An 18,165-nucleotide genomic window follows, 5' to 3' on the forward strand; every position below is an offset into this window, starting at 1 on the left:
TTGATAATTAACACTCAGCTTTCAGTATCAAAATGAAATTTATGAAAAAATAAATCGGTGTGCTTCCGCGGAAATATTACTTAGGGCCTCAAAAATCATTCTGTTTTATAATAGTATTTATAACATATGCGACCAAAACTAGATAGTATTTCAGATAATAAAAAGACAAACGTAAGAGCTTCATTTCAGGCTTTACGGTTTATTCCACGTTTTTTTAAAGAAATCTGGTCTGTTAGTCCGCAATTGTTTCTGGTCAACTTAAACTGCAGACTAATAAATTCATTTGCTCCTGTAGTTATTCTATGGGTAGGAAAACTTATAATAGATGAGGTAATCGCTCAGGTGGCTGCAACAGATCCAGATTACACTCAATTGTGGAATTATGTAATTCTCGAATTTGTAATTGCAGTGGTTTCTGATGTAATAAGCAGAATAATCGCTATTACCGATGGTCTTCTAGGTGATAAATACAATATACGCTCATCTGAGACAATGATTAGAAAAACAAGTGAAATAGATATGAGTCAGCTTGAAGACTCAGAATTCTATGATAAACTTGAACGAGCCAGACAGCAAACTCAGGGTAGAGTAGGGCTTATGAGCAACGCACTGGGTCAAGCACAAAGTATTATTTCTATCGCGACGCTTATTGCTGGTCTAATTTACTTCGAGCCATTGCTCATTGTACTTCTGGCCTTAAGTATAATACCACTATTTATAAACGAAATTCGATTTAGCGGTCAGCAATATTCATTGTCAAGAAGCTGGACAACTGAACGCAGGGAATTAGATTATTTGCGATATATAGGTGCAAATGATAAAACAGCCAAGGAGATAAAACTTTTTGGACTTACAGATTTTATAGCAACACGTTTTAGAAATCTAAGTGAGCAATATTATTCTATCAATAAGAGTATTACTGTAAAACGAAGCATTTATAGTGCACTTTTTAATATACTAGGTGTAATATGCTATTATGGTGCATATATAGTCATCATTCGCAGTGTATTACTAGGTGAGATTACAATAGGGGAACTTACTTTCTTATCGGCATCTTTTAACCGCCTGCGTAATAACTTACAAACCTTCTTTTCAAATTTTACGCGTATTACTGAAAGTGCATTGTATTTAAAAGATTATTTTGATTTTGTAGATTTAATCATTCCAGATCAAGACAAGAATTTTCTAGAACTTCCTACTGAAATTAAAATTGGGTTTGAACTTCAAGATGTGCACTTTGGTTATCCTGGTAGTGATACTGAAGTTTTAAAAGGAGTGAGTTTTGAACTAAGAGCCGGGGAGAAAATGGCTTTTGTAGGTCAAAATGGTGCTGGGAAAACTACACTTATTAAATTGATGCTGCGGTTTTATGAACCCACTCAAGGGGCAATTTTATTAGATGGGATCAATATCAATCAATACAACAAAGCAGAATTCCAACAAATGTTTGGAGTAATCTTTCAGGATTTCTTTAGATATGAATTCACCCTGCGTGAAAATATCGCCGTAGGAGATATACTTGCCGTAAAAGATGATCAACGTATTGATAATGCAGCACAGTTGAGTCTGGCTACTGAGGTTATTAAAGATTTACAAGACGGTTATGAGACTCAATTAGGAAAAAGATTTAAAAAAGGCCAAGAATTGTCTGGCGGGCAGTGGCAAAAAGTTGCGCTTGCACGAGCTTATATGAAAGATGCTATGGTAATGGTTCTAGATGAGCCAACTTCTGCATTAGATGCAAAAGCCGAATACGAAGTTTTTGAACGGTTTATAGATCTTACTAAAGGTAAAACGAGTATAATAATATCGCATCGTTTTAGTACGGTACGTATGGCAGACCGCATTCTCGTTTTAGAAAATGGACGCATTCTTGAACTGGGAACTCATGAAGAACTCATGAAAGCTCCCAGATTATATGCAGAACTATTCGACCTACAAGCCCAAGGTTATAAATAATTTACAACGCATTTGCGCTTAAACCGCCGTCTACTTTAATGTTTTGTCCTGTGATAAAAGAAGCTTTTTCCATAGCTAAAAAAGCTATCGTGGCAGCAACCTCTTCAGGAGATGCAAAACGTTGCATAGGCGTACGTTCGATTATCTTATCGTAACGTTCTTTTTGATTAATAACCTCTTCAACAAAGGGCGTTTGAGTATACCACGGTGATACCGAATTCACACGTATATTATTTTGTGCCCATTCTGAAGCCAAGCTGCGGGTTTGTTGCAATAAACCTGATTTTGACATGGCGTAAGGAGTGCCGCTTTTTACATCCTGACTACCGGCAACAGAGGCAACATTAATTACAGAAGCCTTACCAGATCTTTTTAATAAAGCATAAAATTTACGGGTAAGCTCAAATGGTGCTATAAGATTTACTTCTAGAATTTTTCGGTATTCTTCGGGCTCATAGTGCGTAGCTTCTTTTCTAATATTAAGTCCAGCATTATTAACTAAAATATCTAAACTACCACTTCGTTCAAACACAAAATCTGTAAGACGGTCCTGATCATCTTCCAGACTTACGTCAGATACAATACCGTTGCAGATATAGCTTTTTTCCTGTAGCTCACTTTCAAATTGGTCAATATCTTTTTGATTGCGTGAAGTGAATATTACCTTAGCTCCTAATGCTAATAATTCTAATACTGTAGCTCTTCCTATACCCTTAGTTCCGCCGGTAACAAGTGCTGTCTTTCCATCTAAATTCCACATAAAATCAAATTTTGGGTTGTAAAAATACAAAGCCCTAGTGGGATTAGAGAAAAAATAGGGAATAGATTGTTTTGAGTATATAATAAAAAACGGCTGTCTTTAAAGACAACCGTTGATTAATTTATTTGAAATTATAATTTATAATAACTAATCTTTAAAATTAGAAATCAAAATTATCTGGATCTGGTCCTATACGTTCTTCTCTATCGAGTGCATTAATTTTTTTCATATCAAGGTCTGAAAGTTCAAAATCAAAAACCTCACTATTGCTTTTTATATGGTCTTTTGAAGTCGATTTTGGTATTGTGATTACACCGTTTTGTAGATCCCAGCGTATAACTATTTGTGCCGCAGATTTATCATATTTATCACCGAGTTCTTTTAGAGTATCATTATCAAAAGCTTTGCCTTGCATTAAAGGAGACCAAGCTTCATACTGAATAGAATTCAGTTTACAGAAGTCCTGCAAATCAGATTGTACAAGCCAAGGGTGAAACTCTAACTGATCTACCATTGGGTTTATTTCGCAATCCTTCATTAAATCTTCGAGATGATGTTGTAAAAAATTGCTGACCCCTATAGCTTTAATTTTTCCGTCTTTATATAATTTTTCAAGCGCTCTCCAGGTATCTTTATATTTACCTTCAACCGGCCAGTGAATTAGATATAAATCTAAATAATCTGTATCTAGACGTTCTAGCGACTTCTCAAAAGCCTTGATTGTAGAATCATAGCCTTGATCACTATTCCATACTTTACTGGTTAGAAATAGGTCTTCTCTTGCTATTTTACTTTGTTTAATTGCTTTGCCTACACCTTCTTCATTTTCATAGGCTTTAGCAGTATCTATATGCCTGTAACCGGTTTCTAAAGCCCAGCTCACTGCATTTATAACCTCTTCTCCTTCGTCGGCTTTGTAAACACCTAATCCTAAATAAGGCATTTCAACTCCATTATGCAAAGTCCAAGTCCCACTTAAACTCTCAATCTTCTTTGTATTTGTGAATGTATTCATAGCGTATTTTTTTTCTAATTTATAATTTAGATCCCATACAGCTAGTATCTTTAACGGCTCTTAACGCTTGATTGTTAAGGCTATTAAAAAAGAAATTTAAGCGCAAAAAAAATGTCTGCATGAGTAATGCAGACATTTTTGATTTTAATTTAAGATTTACTATTCTACAGCATCTTCTACGTCATCTGCTGCATTTTCGATTTTATCTCCGGTAGTTTCAGTTTCACGGCAGCTCTGTAAAGTTGTAGCTAACAGTCCTGCTGTAAAAAGCATTAAAAAAATACGTTTCATACTATTAATTTTTGATTAGATTAATTAAAGGCGTCTTCCAGTTGCCAACTTATATAAAATTGCAATTACGGCAAGGACAAGTAGAATGTGTATTAAACTCCCCACTGATTCTGCAAAGCCAAAATACCCTACAAGCCATCCTATGATAAGTATTACAACAATAAGCCAAATGATATCTTTCATAATTATAAATATTGGTTAGTGATATAAAAGTAATTTTTTTTAAAACCTTAAGGTTGGTGCTTAACAGTGTGTTAACGTGTAAATTAGAAATTTTGTGGGTTTTTTATGATATCCTCGGCTCGATGAATAATTTTTTCCATTTGATCTGGTGGAATTTTATCGAGTAAGCTCAACATCATTTTCATTCTATAATTGTTAGTAAAATAGCTCTTCTTTTTCGAGAGAAAATTCCAGTATAAACTATTGAATGGGCAGGCGTCATCATCTGTTTTTTTATTAACGTTATAGTGACAACTACTGCAATAATTGCTCATTTTGTTAATATAACTCCCACTTGAGATATAAGGTTTTGTAGCTACTATACCACCATCTGCAAACTGACTCATACCACGCGTATTTGTAATCTCAACCCATTCTATGGCATCAATATATATTCCCAAATACCATGCATCCACCTCATCAGGATGGGTTTCGGTAAGCAGGGCATAATTACCTGTTATCATCAAACGCTGAATGTGATGTGCATATGCGTGATCTAGGCTTTGCTTAATACTGTGATGCAAACAATTCATTTTTGTATTAGCAGTCCAATAGAAACTAGGAAGCTCATTTGTATTTTTTAATTTATTTGTCGTCTTGTAATCTGGCATTTTCATCCAGTAAACGCCTCTCATATATTCTCTCCAACCTAGAATTTGTCGTACAAAACCTTCAACCTGGCTTATATCGATCTCATTTTTATGTTCTCGCCAGTGCTCTATAACTTTATGAATAACTTCTAAAGGGTCAATAAGCTTACTATTAAGGGCAAAGCTCAATCTGCTATGAAAAAGATAGATTTCATCGGGATCCATTGCATCTTGATAATCGCCAAAATGAACTAATAAATGTTCACAAAAATAATTGAGAACACTTAGAGCATCCTGTCGGGAAGTGGGCCAATTAAAGTTTTCATTATCTACTGATCCTATTGTTTTGATTTGAGCTTGTGAAATGCGTTTAGCTGTTTTAGTAACATCTTTTCTAAAACCTCGTTCGTGAGGAATAATGAATTCCCCTTTCCACTTTTTTCTATTGCTTTGATCAAAATTCCATTTACCTCCTTCGGGATCTTTATCAGTCGTCATCAATATTGAATATCGTTTACGCATATCACGATAAAAATATTCCATGGTGAGCGTTTTCTTTCCTTCAAAAAATTGCTTTAGATCTGTGCGAGAAGTAAGAAAATACTCTGTGCTAAAAGTTTCTGTTTCAATATTCAATGTTTCTGTAAATGTTTTCAGCTGTTGATCTAGCCGGTATTCATCAGGAAGTTGATATTCAAACTTTGAAATTTTATGAGCTTTAATGAGTGCGTTTAAGTTTTTTGCTAGGTCTTGTATATTATCTGGATGATCAAGCTTGTAGAAAATAACAAGATTACCTCGTGATTCTAGCCAATTTGCAAAATTGCGCATTGCTTCAAAAAACGCAATTACCTTCTGAATATGGTGAATTACATAGTCTGTTTCTTGCCGCATTTCTGCAAGAAAATAAATGACATCTTGAGAATTATCATTGTACCAGGAATGCTTATGATTTAATTGATCTCCAAGAATTAAACGTAATTTCTTCAAGCCTTTAGTTATTTAATCAAACAGATTGTTCTGAAGCCACAAACGCGTAAACTTGCCTGATGCATCATAGCGTTCTGCTTGCTTCTCTATATTAAAGATACGATCTCTAGGATCGTTGCCGACGCCACTAGCGTACATCCAGTTTCCAAAATTGCTATGTACATCATAATCGATGAGCATACTTTCAAAATAAGCTGCTCCTATGCGCCAGTCTTGTTGGTTTTCTTTTGACCAGAAGCTTGCTACATTTTGTCTACCGCGATTGCTCATCCATCCTGTTTTTGCAAGTTCGATCATATTTGCATTTACAAATGCATATTTTGTAGCACCATCAATCCATTCTTTTCTTACGGAATCATTTGATTTCCATTCATATGTTGCAGTAGAGATTCCATTTATCTTAAAGATTGAATCTCCATGTTTAAGCGATATATATTTAAAGAAATCCCGCCATATTAATTCAAAAATTAACCAGTAGGTACTGTCATTTTTAATGTATTCTTCTTCAAACTTCTTTACTTGCCAGTAAATAGTACGTGGTGAAATACTGCCATTTGCGAGCCACGCAGATAGCTTTGAACTATAAGCAGATCCTACGAGACCATTACGGGTTTCTTTATAGCTTTTTAAACTCTTAGACTTAAAAAAATAGGATTGAATTCGTTCTATAGCTTGTTTTTCTCCACCTTTAAATGGATATGCAGAACGTGAATCTCTTTTAAATTGCTCTAGACCTAAAGACTGTAAGGTTGGTACTTGTGTAGTATTATTTATACGATTTTCTTGAGGTAATTTTTTAGGAAGATTTTTTGCAGTTCTTACACTTGTATGCTCTTCACAAGTTTTTCTGAAATAAGTAAAGACCTTGGGGATTTGAGAAAATTGATCGTAAGGTATATCATCTGGATGCCACAAGAACTGATCGTATTTCTCAAGAAATTTAATGTCTTGTGGAATATTTTGTTGAACATTTAATAAAACAGCAGCTTCTTCAGACGTCCATTCTTTTTGAAGATAAATATTCTTTATGTCATACTTCTCTATTAATTCGGGTAGTATATCTTCAGGTTTACCAAAATATACGAGCAACGATATGTTTAAATTATTTAGATTTTCCTTTAAATCTGTAACAGTTTCTAGCAAGAATTGAGCTCTGTATTTTTCAGTCTTTTTAAAACCAAATTTATCAAACTGATAGTGTCGTGGATCAAAAAAGTATACTGCCAGAATGGGTTCGCCAGCTTCTGAGGCATCTATTAAATTTGAGTTGTCCCGTGTTCTCAGATCATTCCTAAACCAGACTAAATTCATAGCTTCTTTTTTGTACGTCTACAGCGCTCACTACAATATTTCACATCATCCCAAGAAGTTTTCCATTTTTTACGCCAGCTAAATGGTTTATCACAGGTTAAGCAAATTTTCTCCGGAAGGTTCTCTTTTTTATGCGCCAAGGAGTTTAAAGGGTTTTAATAGATTCTCCGGGTTTAGCATACGAAAATCTATTTAAAATTTGAGGTAAAGCATAACCATCCAGTCCGTCTATACAAACAGTTTGAGCGCGTTCTAGATTTAACCACCCATCCTCATCTTGAATTTCTTTATCAACATAAATATGTTGCACTTTTCCTATTACAAAAATGCAGTGATTTTCTTTTATGAAGTATTCATTCTCAAATGCACAGCCTAATTTAATGCGACTTTGCTTTACATAAGGAGCCTTAAAATCATCAAGATATTCTTCTTCAAGTAACGTTTCTCTAAATTCTGAAACCGTACCCGCGTATTTTGCTGAGGTTTGATGTGCTTCCTTAATAAAGTTTTGATTTACATGATTAACTGTAAATATTCCAGATTTTTTTATGTTGTCGTAGGTGTTGCGTTCTACTGTAGTAGGTCGCAGTACAAAGCCAAGAAGTGCAGGGTTGCTTCCAAGATGTGTTACCGAACTAAATATCGCAACGTTTGTAATATTATCTTCTGATATAGTGCCAAGTAAGTTTGCCGATTTAAAACCTGTAACACTATTAATAAAATGCGCTCTATATCTTGAAGGCATCTCTTCTATTTGCTCTGCTGTAAAATGTTTCATAAAAAAAGGGTAAGTAAAACTTACCCTAAAATTATATTTTGTTTAATGATTATGTTGTTAACATTAAACGAAATAACAAAACATTTAGATTACAGATTACGCATCTTGAGTTTCTTCAGCGTACGTAGGATAGTCAATATATCCCTTTTCTCCTTGTGTATAAAAGGTGTCATCATCCCACTCTGCCATCGGTGCATTAATTGCAAAACGTTCAGCAAGATCCGGATTAGAAATGTATAATTTTCCGAAAGCAACTAAATCTGCATTACCTTCTTTAATAACTGCATTTCCTTTTTTCTGATCAAAATTTGCATTAATCATAAGATTACCCTTATAGATGGGTCTGTAGCGTTTAGCGATTTCAGTTTCTAAATATTCGATCTCACTTACGTCATTAAAAGGCTCAGATAAATGTAAGTACGCTAAATCATAATTATTCAAGCGTTCGATAATATGATCGAATGTAGGGATTGTATCTTCGGTTGCATTTATACCGAAAATCCCATTTAGAGATGGGTTTAAACGAACCCCAATTTTATTTTCTGGACAAACTTCTTTAACCTTATCTAAAGTTTCAAAGAAGAAACGTGCTCTGTTTTCAATACTTCCGCCGTAATTATCTGTACGTACATTTGAATTTGTATTAAAAAACTGATGAAATAAGTAGCCATTAGAACTATGGATTTCAATACCATCAAAACCTGCTTCTAGAGCATTTTTTGCAGCATCAACAAACTCTTGCTGGGTTTCTTTAATTTCTTCAAGTGTCATTTCTTTTGGAGTGACAGTATCTTTAAAACCTTCAGAAGTAAAAGCCTTAGAATTAGGATTTACAGCACTGGGAGCGATTGGTTTGTTTCCGTTATGAAAATCGGGATGCGATATGCGTCCTACATGCCATAACTGTATAAATATTTTACCATCTTTTGCGTGTACAGCATCTACAACTTTTTTCCATCCATCAACTTGTTCTTGAGTATGAATTCCTGCAGTATGTATATAACCTACAGCGCGTGCTGAAACTTGCGAGCCTTCTGTGATAATTAAACCGGCACCCGCTCTTTGAGTGTAATATTCTACATGCAAATCTGTAGGCACATTACCTGCATTCTCTGCACGGCTTCGTGTCATAGGAGCCATTATGACCCTATTTTTTAACGTGATATCTCCTAGTGCAAACGACTCTAATAAAGGTTGATTAGTTTTCATAAATTTTCTTTTTCAATTTTTTTAAAATTATAGATTAACAAGCATATTGCGGTTGACCTATGTTATTAACTTAGTCAATGAAAGTACTGTACCCTGACTAAGTCTTCTGTTAAACGTATGATAAAAGAAGATTCACGTGTCCTATAGTATTGTTAAGCTCTAGAGAATTGAGGGTAGTTTATGAAAGATTTTAAATGATAATTCCTTTTGTAATAGGTGGACTACGAATCCCATAAAATTTGGAAAATTAATCATCAATATTTTGACGCATTTCGCGTTGGCGCATAGGCATTTGATCAATAACTTCAAAAATTAAGCGTGGTTCAATAGCATACTGTTTTTGTAGCTTCACACCGCCATCTTTTCCTATTAAGGTAATTCCTTCATAACCTAGCGGAATTTTATACTTTTTACGTAGTGGAGCGATATGATAGGAGGAAACAACTTTGAGATCTTTGTCATAAATTCTGCCTTTAGAGAGTGCGAAAATTATAATGTTACGATCGTCTAATTTCTTTGAAGCTGATTTAAATTGATCCCATTGCGCTGTGAAATTTTCATTTTGAAGACTCGTTGTTGAAAAGACTAAAATTCTATTGCGAGATTTAAATTTTGAAAAATCCTCTTGAGCTGAAGCTGTTAAAGCGAATAAAAATAGTGGGAGTACGGTTTTTTGTATCATTAGTGTAATTTTTTATCTTTTAATACTTCGGGATAATTTTCTTTAAATTTTTTCAGTCTAGGCAATGAAACTCCTAGAATATATGGATTTCTAGGATGCTTGGATTCATAATCTTGATGATAATCTTCTGCTTTCCAAAATTTTTGAAAAGGAAATACTTGCGTGGTTATTTTGCCGTCGTAATGCTTCTCATTTAAATCTTTTATAGTTCGATCTATGATCTCTCTTTCATTTTCATTTTGATAAAATGCAATAGACCGGTACTGTCTTCCGGTATCAGGCCCTTGGCGATTGCGTGTGGTAGGGTCGTGCGACGCAAAAAATACAGAAACTAATGTTTGGAATGATATAATTTGGGGGTTGTAAAGTACTTCTACAGCTTCTGCATGGTTAGTCTTCCCATAACTTACGGCTTCATAACTAGGATTTTCTTCTATACCACCGCTATAACCGCTAATGACTTCCTCGACACCTGCAACACTCTCAAATATAGCCTCTACACACCAGAAACAACCACTTGCAAAATAGGCTCTTGCTAATCCGTTTTTGGTTTCGGTTTGAAAAGGAAGCTTTTGCATCATCGCAAGGTCATTTTCTGTATTGCCAGAATTTGTACACGATAAACTCATGAAGAATAGAGCGAATGTAATTAAGAAAGCGCGCATCGTGTGAATTTTCATTAAATGTAGGAGAATCTTATAGGTGTCGCTGCTAACAGCTTGTTAAACTATAAGATAAGGCAAAAAAAAAAGCTCCGTATTTACGGAGCTTTTTTTAATAGTTATGTGAGAGTCTTACAATTTTGCAAAGACTTCTTGCATTTTCTGTTGTTCTTCACGGGCTAATTCTTCATCAACAAGAATTCTACCACTATGCTCATCGGTGATGATCTTTTTGCGACCTGCAATTTCTACCTGAACCTGAGGTGGAATTGTAAAAAATGATCCTCCTGATGCTCCACGCTCGATTGCTACGACAGCAAGACCGTTACGTACGTTAGAACGTATGCGGTTGTAAGCTTTAACAAGACGCTCATCTATAGAGTTTTCAAAAGCCTGGCTTTGCTCTAAAAGTGCTTGTTCTTCTTTTTCAGTTTCACCTAAAATAGCATCAAGCTCTTGTTTTTTATGCTTCAAGTGCTTTTGACGTTCTCCAACGCGCTCTTTAGTTTGATCAATCACAGAATTTTTTTGCTCAATTTGAGCACGGTATTCTCTGATATTTTTTTCAGCAAGCTGAATTTCTAATTCTTGAAATTCAATTTCTTTACTCAAAGAATTGTACTCTCTGTTATTACGTACATTCTTTTGCTGCTCAGTATATTTCTTAATTGAAGCTTTTGACTCTTCAATAAGAATTTTCTTAGCTTTTATCTGATCATCAATTAAGCCAAGTTCACCTCCTAATTTTTCAAGTCGGGTATTTAATCCTGCAACTTCATCTTCAAGATCTTCTACTTCTAAAGGAAGCTCACCTCGCACATTGCGAATGGTATCAACACGAGAATGTATCAGCTGCAAATCATATAATGCTCTGAGTTTCTCTTCAACGGTAGCTTCGGTCTTTTTTGCCATATTATAAATACTTAATAGGATTGGTGTTTTCGTCTTCTAAAACGACTGCAAAATTAGTAAATTTTTTCGTAAGAAAGTCAGTAAGAATATTTTTTGTGAATTGCTCACTCTCATAGTGCCCAATATCTACAAGTATAAGTTTATTTTCAGCTTGATAAAACTGATGATATTTTAAGTCTGCTGTTATAAAAGCATCTGCTCCTGAGTGAATTGCGGCCTCTATGGCAAAACTACCGCTACCTCCTAAAACAGCGACTTTTTTAATCGGTTTTTCTAACTCAACAGAGTGACGAACTCCCTTAGCCTGAAAGCTGTGAGCCACAAATTTTAAAAATGATGGGGTATCTAGTGCTTCTGGTAATTCTCCCAGCATGCCCATTCCTATTTGTTGATTGCTATTATCGAGCGTGGTAATCTCATAAGCTACTTCTTCATAAGAATGCGATTCAAATAAGGTATTAAGAATTGCTTTTTCTAGGTGCGCTTCAAAAGTTACATTTAATTGTAATTCTTTTTCTACTTGTAGTTTGCCACGTTCTCCTTTTGTAGGATTACTTTCTGGTTTACCTAAAAAAGTTCCTTCGCCGTATGTGCTAAAACTACACGATTCATAGTTGCCAATACTTCCGGCTCCAGCTTCAAAAAGTGCTGTTCTCACCTTTTCGTAAATATCTTCAGGAACGTACGTAGTCAGCTTTTTAATTTTTCCTTTTTTAGGAATCAGTACTTTTCGGTTTGTTAAACCCAAAGCGTCACACATTCCTTTACTTACACCATGAGGCACATTGTCTAATGCTGTATGAATAGCATAAATAGCTATATCATTTTTAATAGCTTTTAATACAACACGTTCGACATAATTTTTTCCGGTTATTTTTTTGAGACCGCTAAATAGTATAGGATGAAAACTTACCACCAGATTACAATGCTGCGCAATAGCATTATCAATGGTTTTTTCTAGGGTGTCTAATGTTACTAGAATTCCAGTAACCTCGGTATTAATATCACCTACGAGAAGGCCTACGTTATCAAAATCTTCTGCATTTGCCAAAGGGGCAAATTCCTCTAGAGCATTAATAATTTCTTTAACTTTCATAGTGTAATTAGCTTATATATTTCCCACTCAATAATCATCTCGTGGTGCGTAAATATAAAAATTATAACTTCGAGCCTGTGAAGAACGCACGTAAAATACTATGGCCAATTGCGGTTGCTTACGATGGAGTAACGCAACTGCGTAATTTCTTGTTTGATAAAGAAGTATTTAATTCTAGGGTTTATGATTTTCCGGTTATCGGTATAGGCAACCTCTCTACGGGAGGTACTGGTAAATCTCCTATGACCGAATACGTTATTTCTCTTCTTAACGATTCGTATACAGTTGGAACATTAAGTAGAGGATATGGTAGAAAAACTACTGGTTATCTCGATGTTAGTCAAAATTCTACAGCATCAGAAGTGGGTGATGAGCCGTTGCAATTTGCACGTAAGTTTAAAGATGTTCAGGTTGCTGTCTGTGAAAATAGAGTAGAAGGTATTTCAAAATTACGTGAGAAATCTATTTGTCCTGATGTAGTTGTTTTAGATGATGTTTATCAGCATCGTAAAGTTTCACCAGGACTTTTGATTTTGCTTACTGCTTATGACGATTTGTTTTATAAAGATCTTGTGCTTCCCGCAGGCAATTTAAGAGAAAAGCGTGCGGGTGCAGACCGGGCAGATTGTATTGTAGTTACTAAATGTCCTGATAACCTTTCCGAAGAAAACCAGCATAAAATACGTGCTAAAATCTCTAGATACAGCAGCGCACCTGTTTATTTTACAGCCATTGCATATAGCGAAATACAGTCCATTAGGGGTTCTCATGATTGGGAAGCTTTCTTAAATAAAAAGATAACTGTAGTAACGGGTATCGCTAAACCAAAGCCATTTCTAAATTACTTAGAAAGTAAAAAAATAGATTTTAATCATCTCAAATTTTCAGATCATCATAATTTTACTGAAGACGAACTTAACAAGTTAGACGATTCTGAAATTATTATTACTACCGAAAAAGATTTTGTTAGACTAGACGGAAAATTAAAAAAATCAAAACTCTACTATATTCCAATAGTTTTTAAATTCTTGGACGATGCTGAAAATTTTAATGAAATGATCTTAAATTATATCGACTCTACTTCTAGATAATGACATTTTTGCGTTTTAACGCATTGTGAATCTTAAAGAAGAATTCTTCAATTTTATAGGGTTTAGGTATAATATCATTAAAACCGGCAAGATAAAAATCATCAATATTTTCATCTATAGTAACAGCGGTTAACGCAAGAATAGGAAGGTCTTTATTAAACTCTCTAATTTTCTGTGTTGCTTCTATTCCGCTTATTCCAGGCATATGAATATCCATAAGGACCAGGTCATAATTTTCAAAACGCACCTTTTCAATTGCAATCTCACCATTGTCTGCAACATCACACTCCATAGAATTTTTTTCTAAAATCTTACGGGTGATCATTTGATTGATTTTGTTGTCCTCAACTACGAGTAATTTTCTTCCTTTTAAAGATTCGTAATCTATCTCATAAACACGCTCTTCAGGTTCTTTGTCTTTGCTCAATGGAAGTGCATATTTTATATCGAAGAAAAATTTTGATCCTTTACCCAGTGTGCTCTCTAATTCAATTTTACTTTTTTGAAGATTGAGCAGGCGCTTAACAATAGACAATCCTAAGCCGGTACCACCAAATTTTCTATTAATTTGAACCGATCCCTGAGTGAAATTCTGAAAAATATCTTTTTGTTTTTTCTTACTTATACCTTCACCGGTATCTTCAATCTCAAAGTGTAAAAACGTTTGCGTTTCATTTTTACTTAGTTGCTGAATGCGTATAAAAATAGAGCCGTCGCGCGTAAACTTATTTCCGTTACCAATTAAATTGATTAGAATCTGAGACATCATTAAAGGGTCTCCCACAATTTGTTCAGGTATTTCTTTGTCGTATTCTAATATAAGTTTATTTCCTTTCTCTTGTGCAGAACGTTCTAGTGCAAAAAGAACATCATCCACTCGTTTGCGTAAATTAAAAGTAGCTTTCTCAACCTCTACCTTATCTGCTTCAAGTTTGTTAAGATCAAGTATGTTATTAATGAGTGAGAGAAGATATTCTCCAGAGAACTTTAGAGAGTCTAAATGTTTCTTTTGCTCATCTGTAGGATTTTCACTTAGCAATAAATGCGTAAGGCCGGTGACTGCATACATAGGAGTACGCAATTCGTGAGTAATTGTTGATAGAAACTGAGCCTTTACTACAGATGCTTTTTCTGCATTTTCTTTAGCAATTATAAGTTCCGCATTTTTGGCCTGAAGCAATTCGTTTGCTTTTGCACGCAGATTATTATTCTTATAAAGTGAAAGTGCTAGAAGACACAATATGGTGAATAATGCTATAATTAATACCGTGGTAATTTTATTAGCCTGCACTAATCGAGCGGGATTGTAATCTGCAGGATCTATTTCAGATAACAAAGCATTTTTTATGGTGAGCGCTTTTGTATTGGAGCCGTTATCACCAAAATAAGTTTGTCTTTTTTGATTGTAGGTATCAAGATAGGCGAAGGCCTGCTCGTAATCTTTTGAATTGCTGTAAATCGTTCCTAAAAGAGCTAAAGCATCTAATTCAATTTGCGGAAAATTGTTGTTTATGCTTATCTCGTGAGCCTTAGAAGCATAATCAAGACTCTTGTCTCTATTTGTAAGACTTTCATATGCTCTGGAAGCTTGTATGTAAATACGAGCAATTACATAGTAATTTTTCTTCTTCTGATTTTGCAATAAGGAGAGTGCATTTTCATATTTGGGAAGCGCTTCATCAGTTTTTTTTGATTCCTGAAGAATATTCCCGTGGTAGAGATATGCAGACGCTAGATCATCTGCCACGCCGGGATCCCGTGATCCTTTTAGAATAGTTTCAGCTTGCTGAAGAAAAGGTAATGCCCGCTGTGACTCTTGAGTTTTAATTAAAATTTGAGCATAATACAAATAATCTTTTCCCAGTTGATCTGTTTCTTTAAGCTCCTGATGGGTGATAATTGCATCCCTGATTTCGACATTAGCTTTATCAAATTCGCCTTGTTTTAAATAGACGTTACTCAGTAATTGACTCGCAGTTGCAACCCGGCTTTTATTATCTATTTTCTGCGCAAGGTATCTTGCTTCTTCGAGTTTCTTTACAGATTCTGTAAAATTAGAAGACGCTATTAATTTAACTGCGTTAATAATTAAAGAGTCTATTTTAATGTTGCGTTCATTTTCATTATTGTTAGGTCGTTGACCCAAACAAACCGCTGAAAACAACAGAAAAACGAGAAGTAGTTTTTTGTCGAAAAGCATTATTTTCTTCATTGAGCTACTAATATAGACACTTTGCCAAAATTAGAAACGATCTTTTATGATTTTCGTGAGATTTTTAGGATTAAATCTATAATTCGTGCAGAGTAGCCCGTTTCATTGTCGTACCAACCTATTAATTTTACGAGGTCACCAATTACGGATGTCATTTGAGCATCTAATATGCACGAATTGGTATTCCCTACGATATCTATAGAAACTAGCGGAACTGTTGTGTATTCAAGAATTCCGTTTAAATAGGTTTCTGAAGCAGTTTTGAATGCTTCATTTATTTCTTCTATTGTAGTGTCGCGTTCCACATTGAGTGTGACATCTGTTAACGAACCGTTAGGTACGGGTACGCGTATTCCGCAGCCACCAATAGCATTAGATAACTTCGGAAATATTTTTGTTAATGCTTTTGCGGCTCCGGTTGTTGTAGGAACTATCGATTGTCCTGCAGCTCTGGCTCTTCTTAGATCTGGGTGAGGCTGGTCGTGTAAACTTTGATCTGTGGTGTAAGAATGTACCGTGGTGATGTAGGCTTGCTTCACACCACAAAGATCGTTTACAACTTTTATCATCGGGGCTGCGTTATTTGTAGTGCAGCTTGCATTAGAAATGATGAGTTCGTCGCCGGTGATCAATTCGTCATTTACGCCTAAAACAATTGTTTTAATACGCTCATCTGTAGCAGGTACACTCAATATAACTTTAGGTGCACCGGCCTCCAGATGTTTTTCAAGAAGGTCATAGGTTTTAAACTTACCGGTACTTTCTACAACAAGGTCTAGAGAATGTGTGAACCACGGAATATGCTCAGGTTCTGAAAACTGATATAAATTTATTTCACGATCGTTAACTAGTAAGCAGCCATTTGAGAAGCTAATATCCTTGTCAAAAATTCCGTGAATACTATCATATTTGAGTAAGTGTGCAAGCGTATTACCATCTGCACGGTCATTTATAGCAACAATTTCTATTGATGGATTGTCATATAATAACCTAAAAAGTCTGCGGCCAATGCGACCAAACCCGTTTATTCCTATTTTAATTTTAGACATTGAAAATTAGCTATAGAAGATGTTTTTGAGCTTTATAAGAAGATCGTACTAATGCACCACTTTCTACATGTCTAAAGCCCATTTCTAGACCTAAAACTTCATATTTTTTAAATTGGTCTGGTGTGATAAACTGCTTTACCGGAAGATGTTTTTTTGAAGGCTGTAAGTATTGCCCTATTGTAACAATATCTACGTTAGCGCTTCTTAAATCACGCATAACTTGTAAAACCTCATCTTCGGTTTCTCCAAGACCCAGCATAATACCAGACTTTGTGCGTCTAATACCATTATCTTTTAAATATTTTAAAACACCCAGACTTCTCTCATATTGAGCTTGAATACGTACTTCTCGAGTAAGACGTTTTACAGTTTCCATATTGTGAGACACTACCTCTGGAGAAACTTCAATAATTCTATCGATGTTTCTTTCATTTCCTTGAAAATCTGGAATAAGTGTTTCTAAAGTTGTATTGGGATTCATTCTGCGTATAGCCTTTACAGTTTCGGCCCACATTATTGATCCCATATCTTTTAAATCATCACGATCTACAGATGTGATAACGGCATGTTTGATAGCCATTAATTTTATAGATCGGGCAACTTTCTCTGGTTCTTCCCAATCTAAAGTGTCTGGTCTACCTGTTTTTACACCACAAAAGCCACAAGATCGCGTACAAACATTACCTAATATCATAAATGTAGCAGTACCTTCACTCCAACATTCTCCCATATTAGGGCAACTTCCTGATGTACAAATAGTATGCAAATCATATTTGTCTACTAATGATCTTAACTCAGTATACTTCTTACCTGTAGGTAATTTAACTCTTAACCATTTTGGCTTTGGAGTTCGTACAGGTGATGCAATAGTTTCAGTATTCATGCCTTGTTTTTTGCTGATGTAAAGATACAAACTGTAGCGTAATTACGTACGTATTCTAAACCTTTAGGTAATGCCCTTATAATTTGATATTAAGCAGTTTTAACAAAGTATAACCAGATCGTTAAATTTATAGTAATTAGTAATTTATTGTGATTGAAAATAGGAGAATCGCGATATTTTTACAACGGATATTAAACTTAAAAACACTCATATGAAACGATTTACACTTCCTTTTTTGATTATTGCACTTATAACAGGAGTATACGGTTTTGGGGGTTTTAATCTATGGGCAACAGAAGCAGCACGCGTATTATTTCTAATATCTGCAGATTTATTTGTTGTTTCTTTATTTGCTAAATTTTTATTTAAAAAGAATCAAGATCAAGTTACCCAACGGGTAGAATCATAGAATAACAATACTTTCATTCCTAAATACAAAACTGCCTGTCAAGG

At 34.9% G+C, this 18,165-nt stretch carries 19 protein-coding genes; 3 read left to right on the plus strand and 16 right to left on the minus strand.

The genetic code is table 11. The annotated features are described in order from the left end of the window. Window positions 1-126 precede the first annotated feature (126 nt). A complete protein-coding gene (locus ABVM53_RS09600) occupies window positions 127-1,959 on the plus strand; it encodes an ABC transporter ATP-binding protein (RefSeq protein ID WP_405325565.1) in 1,833 nt (610 codons plus the stop codon). A 1-nt stretch (window position 1,960) separates the two neighbouring features. Here the strand turns inward: ABVM53_RS09600 and ABVM53_RS09605 are convergent, their stop codons facing one another. The 13 genes from ABVM53_RS09605 to ABVM53_RS09665 all read right to left on the minus strand — a co-directional run bounded on the left by ABVM53_RS09605 (window position 1,961) and on the right by ABVM53_RS09665 (window position 12,477). Beyond that, window positions 1,961-2,719 carry an SDR family oxidoreductase gene (locus ABVM53_RS09605; protein WP_371454987.1) on the minus strand — a complete coding sequence of 253 codons (759 nt, stop codon included), beginning with the start codon at window positions 2,717-2,719 and terminating at the stop codon, window positions 1,961-1,963. A 160-nt stretch (window positions 2,720-2,879) separates the two neighbouring features. Next, window positions 2,880-3,734 (minus strand): aldo/keto reductase, encoded by an 855-nt coding sequence (locus ABVM53_RS09610; RefSeq protein ID WP_405325567.1) that lies wholly within the window; start codon window positions 3,732-3,734, stop codon window positions 2,880-2,882. A 159-nt stretch (window positions 3,735-3,893) separates the two neighbouring features. Then, a complete protein-coding gene (locus tag ABVM53_RS09615; RefSeq protein ID WP_371454985.1) occupies window positions 3,894-4,025 on the minus strand; it encodes a hypothetical protein in 132 nt (43 codons plus the stop codon). A gap of 24 nt (window positions 4,026-4,049) precedes the next feature. Next, window positions 4,050-4,208 carry a lmo0937 family membrane protein gene (locus tag ABVM53_RS09620; protein WP_371454984.1) on the minus strand — a complete coding sequence of 53 codons (159 nt, stop codon included), beginning with the start codon at window positions 4,206-4,208 and terminating at the stop codon, window positions 4,050-4,052. Between the two features lie 83 nt (window positions 4,209-4,291). After that, window positions 4,292-5,827 carry a cryptochrome/photolyase family protein gene (locus tag ABVM53_RS09625; RefSeq protein WP_405325570.1) on the minus strand — a complete coding sequence of 512 codons (1,536 nt, stop codon included), beginning with the start codon at window positions 5,825-5,827 and terminating at the stop codon, window positions 4,292-4,294. Between the two features lie 12 nt (window positions 5,828-5,839). After that, window positions 5,840-7,138, minus strand: coding sequence for a DASH family cryptochrome (locus ABVM53_RS09630; RefSeq protein ID WP_405325572.1), 1,299 nt, complete (start codon window positions 7,136-7,138; stop codon window positions 5,840-5,842). After that, window positions 7,135-7,278 carry a DUF2256 domain-containing protein gene (locus tag ABVM53_RS09635; RefSeq protein WP_405325574.1) on the minus strand — a complete coding sequence of 48 codons (144 nt, stop codon included), beginning with the start codon at window positions 7,276-7,278 and terminating at the stop codon, window positions 7,135-7,137. Before ABVM53_RS09635 ends, ABVM53_RS09630 begins: the two co-directional genes overlap by 4 nt. Window positions 7,279-7,283: 5 nt before the next feature. After that, window positions 7,284-7,916, minus strand: a complete 633-nt coding sequence (locus tag ABVM53_RS09640) for a flavin reductase family protein (protein ID WP_405325576.1) — start codon at window positions 7,914-7,916, stop codon at window positions 7,284-7,286. Window positions 7,917-8,012: 96 nt separating this feature from the next. Then, entirely contained in the window at window positions 8,013-9,125 is a 1,113-nt protein-coding gene (locus tag ABVM53_RS09645) for an alkene reductase (RefSeq protein WP_405325578.1), read from the minus strand. Window positions 9,126-9,372: 247 nt separating this feature from the next. Continuing rightward, window positions 9,373-9,807 carry a DUF4174 domain-containing protein gene (locus ABVM53_RS09650; protein WP_128756569.1) on the minus strand — a complete coding sequence of 145 codons (435 nt, stop codon included), beginning with the start codon at window positions 9,805-9,807 and terminating at the stop codon, window positions 9,373-9,375. Then, window positions 9,807-10,487, minus strand: a complete 681-nt coding sequence (gene msrA, locus ABVM53_RS09655) for a peptide-methionine (S)-S-oxide reductase MsrA (RefSeq protein WP_405325581.1) — start codon at window positions 10,485-10,487, stop codon at window positions 9,807-9,809. The genes ABVM53_RS09650 and msrA overlap by 1 nt, the downstream gene beginning before the upstream one ends. A 114-nt stretch (window positions 10,488-10,601) precedes the next feature. Then, window positions 10,602-11,381 (minus strand): zinc ribbon domain-containing protein, encoded by a 780-nt coding sequence (locus tag ABVM53_RS09660; RefSeq protein ID WP_128756571.1) that lies wholly within the window; start codon window positions 11,379-11,381, stop codon window positions 10,602-10,604. A 1-nt stretch (window position 11,382) separates the two neighbouring features. Beyond that, window positions 11,383-12,477 carry a Nif3-like dinuclear metal center hexameric protein gene (locus ABVM53_RS09665; protein WP_405325584.1) on the minus strand — a complete coding sequence of 365 codons (1,095 nt, stop codon included), beginning with the start codon at window positions 12,475-12,477 and terminating at the stop codon, window positions 11,383-11,385. Between the two features lie 77 nt (window positions 12,478-12,554). Between ABVM53_RS09665 and lpxK the strand changes: the two genes are divergently transcribed. Further along, window positions 12,555-13,568 (plus strand): tetraacyldisaccharide 4'-kinase, encoded by a 1,014-nt coding sequence (lpxK, locus tag ABVM53_RS09670; RefSeq protein ID WP_405325586.1) that lies wholly within the window; start codon window positions 12,555-12,557, stop codon window positions 13,566-13,568. Here the strand turns inward: lpxK and ABVM53_RS09675 are convergent. Genes ABVM53_RS09675 through lipA form a run of 3 tightly spaced genes read right to left on the minus strand, consistent with a single transcriptional unit; the run spans window position 13,561 to window position 17,712 of the window. Beyond that, the gene (locus ABVM53_RS09675; RefSeq protein ID WP_405325588.1) at window positions 13,561-15,768 is read right to left on the minus strand and encodes a response regulator; all 2,208 of its coding nucleotides are present in this window, start codon (window positions 15,766-15,768) and stop codon (window positions 13,561-13,563) included. The genes lpxK and ABVM53_RS09675 overlap by 8 nt on opposite strands. A 56-nt stretch (window positions 15,769-15,824) precedes the next feature. Then, window positions 15,825-16,829, minus strand: a complete 1,005-nt coding sequence (gene gap, locus ABVM53_RS09680; RefSeq protein WP_405325590.1) for a type I glyceraldehyde-3-phosphate dehydrogenase — start codon at window positions 16,827-16,829, stop codon at window positions 15,825-15,827. Between the two features lie 10 nt (window positions 16,830-16,839). Then, on the minus strand, window positions 16,840-17,712 hold the full coding sequence (lipA, locus tag ABVM53_RS09685) for a lipoyl synthase (protein WP_128756575.1): 873 nt from the start codon (window positions 17,710-17,712) through the stop codon (window positions 16,840-16,842). Between the two features lie 211 nt (window positions 17,713-17,923). Between lipA and ABVM53_RS09690 the strand changes: the two genes are divergently transcribed. Next, complete coding sequence (locus ABVM53_RS09690) at window positions 17,924-18,121, plus strand: DUF1328 domain-containing protein (RefSeq protein WP_128756576.1); 198 nt, start codon at window positions 17,924-17,926, stop codon at window positions 18,119-18,121. Window positions 18,122-18,165 lie beyond the last annotated feature (44 nt).

Origin of the sequence: Leeuwenhoekiella sp. LLG6367-2.1, assembly GCF_045055775.1 — a bacterium.
GTDB classification, from domain to species: domain Bacteria; phylum Bacteroidota; class Bacteroidia; order Flavobacteriales; family Flavobacteriaceae; genus Leeuwenhoekiella; species Leeuwenhoekiella aequorea.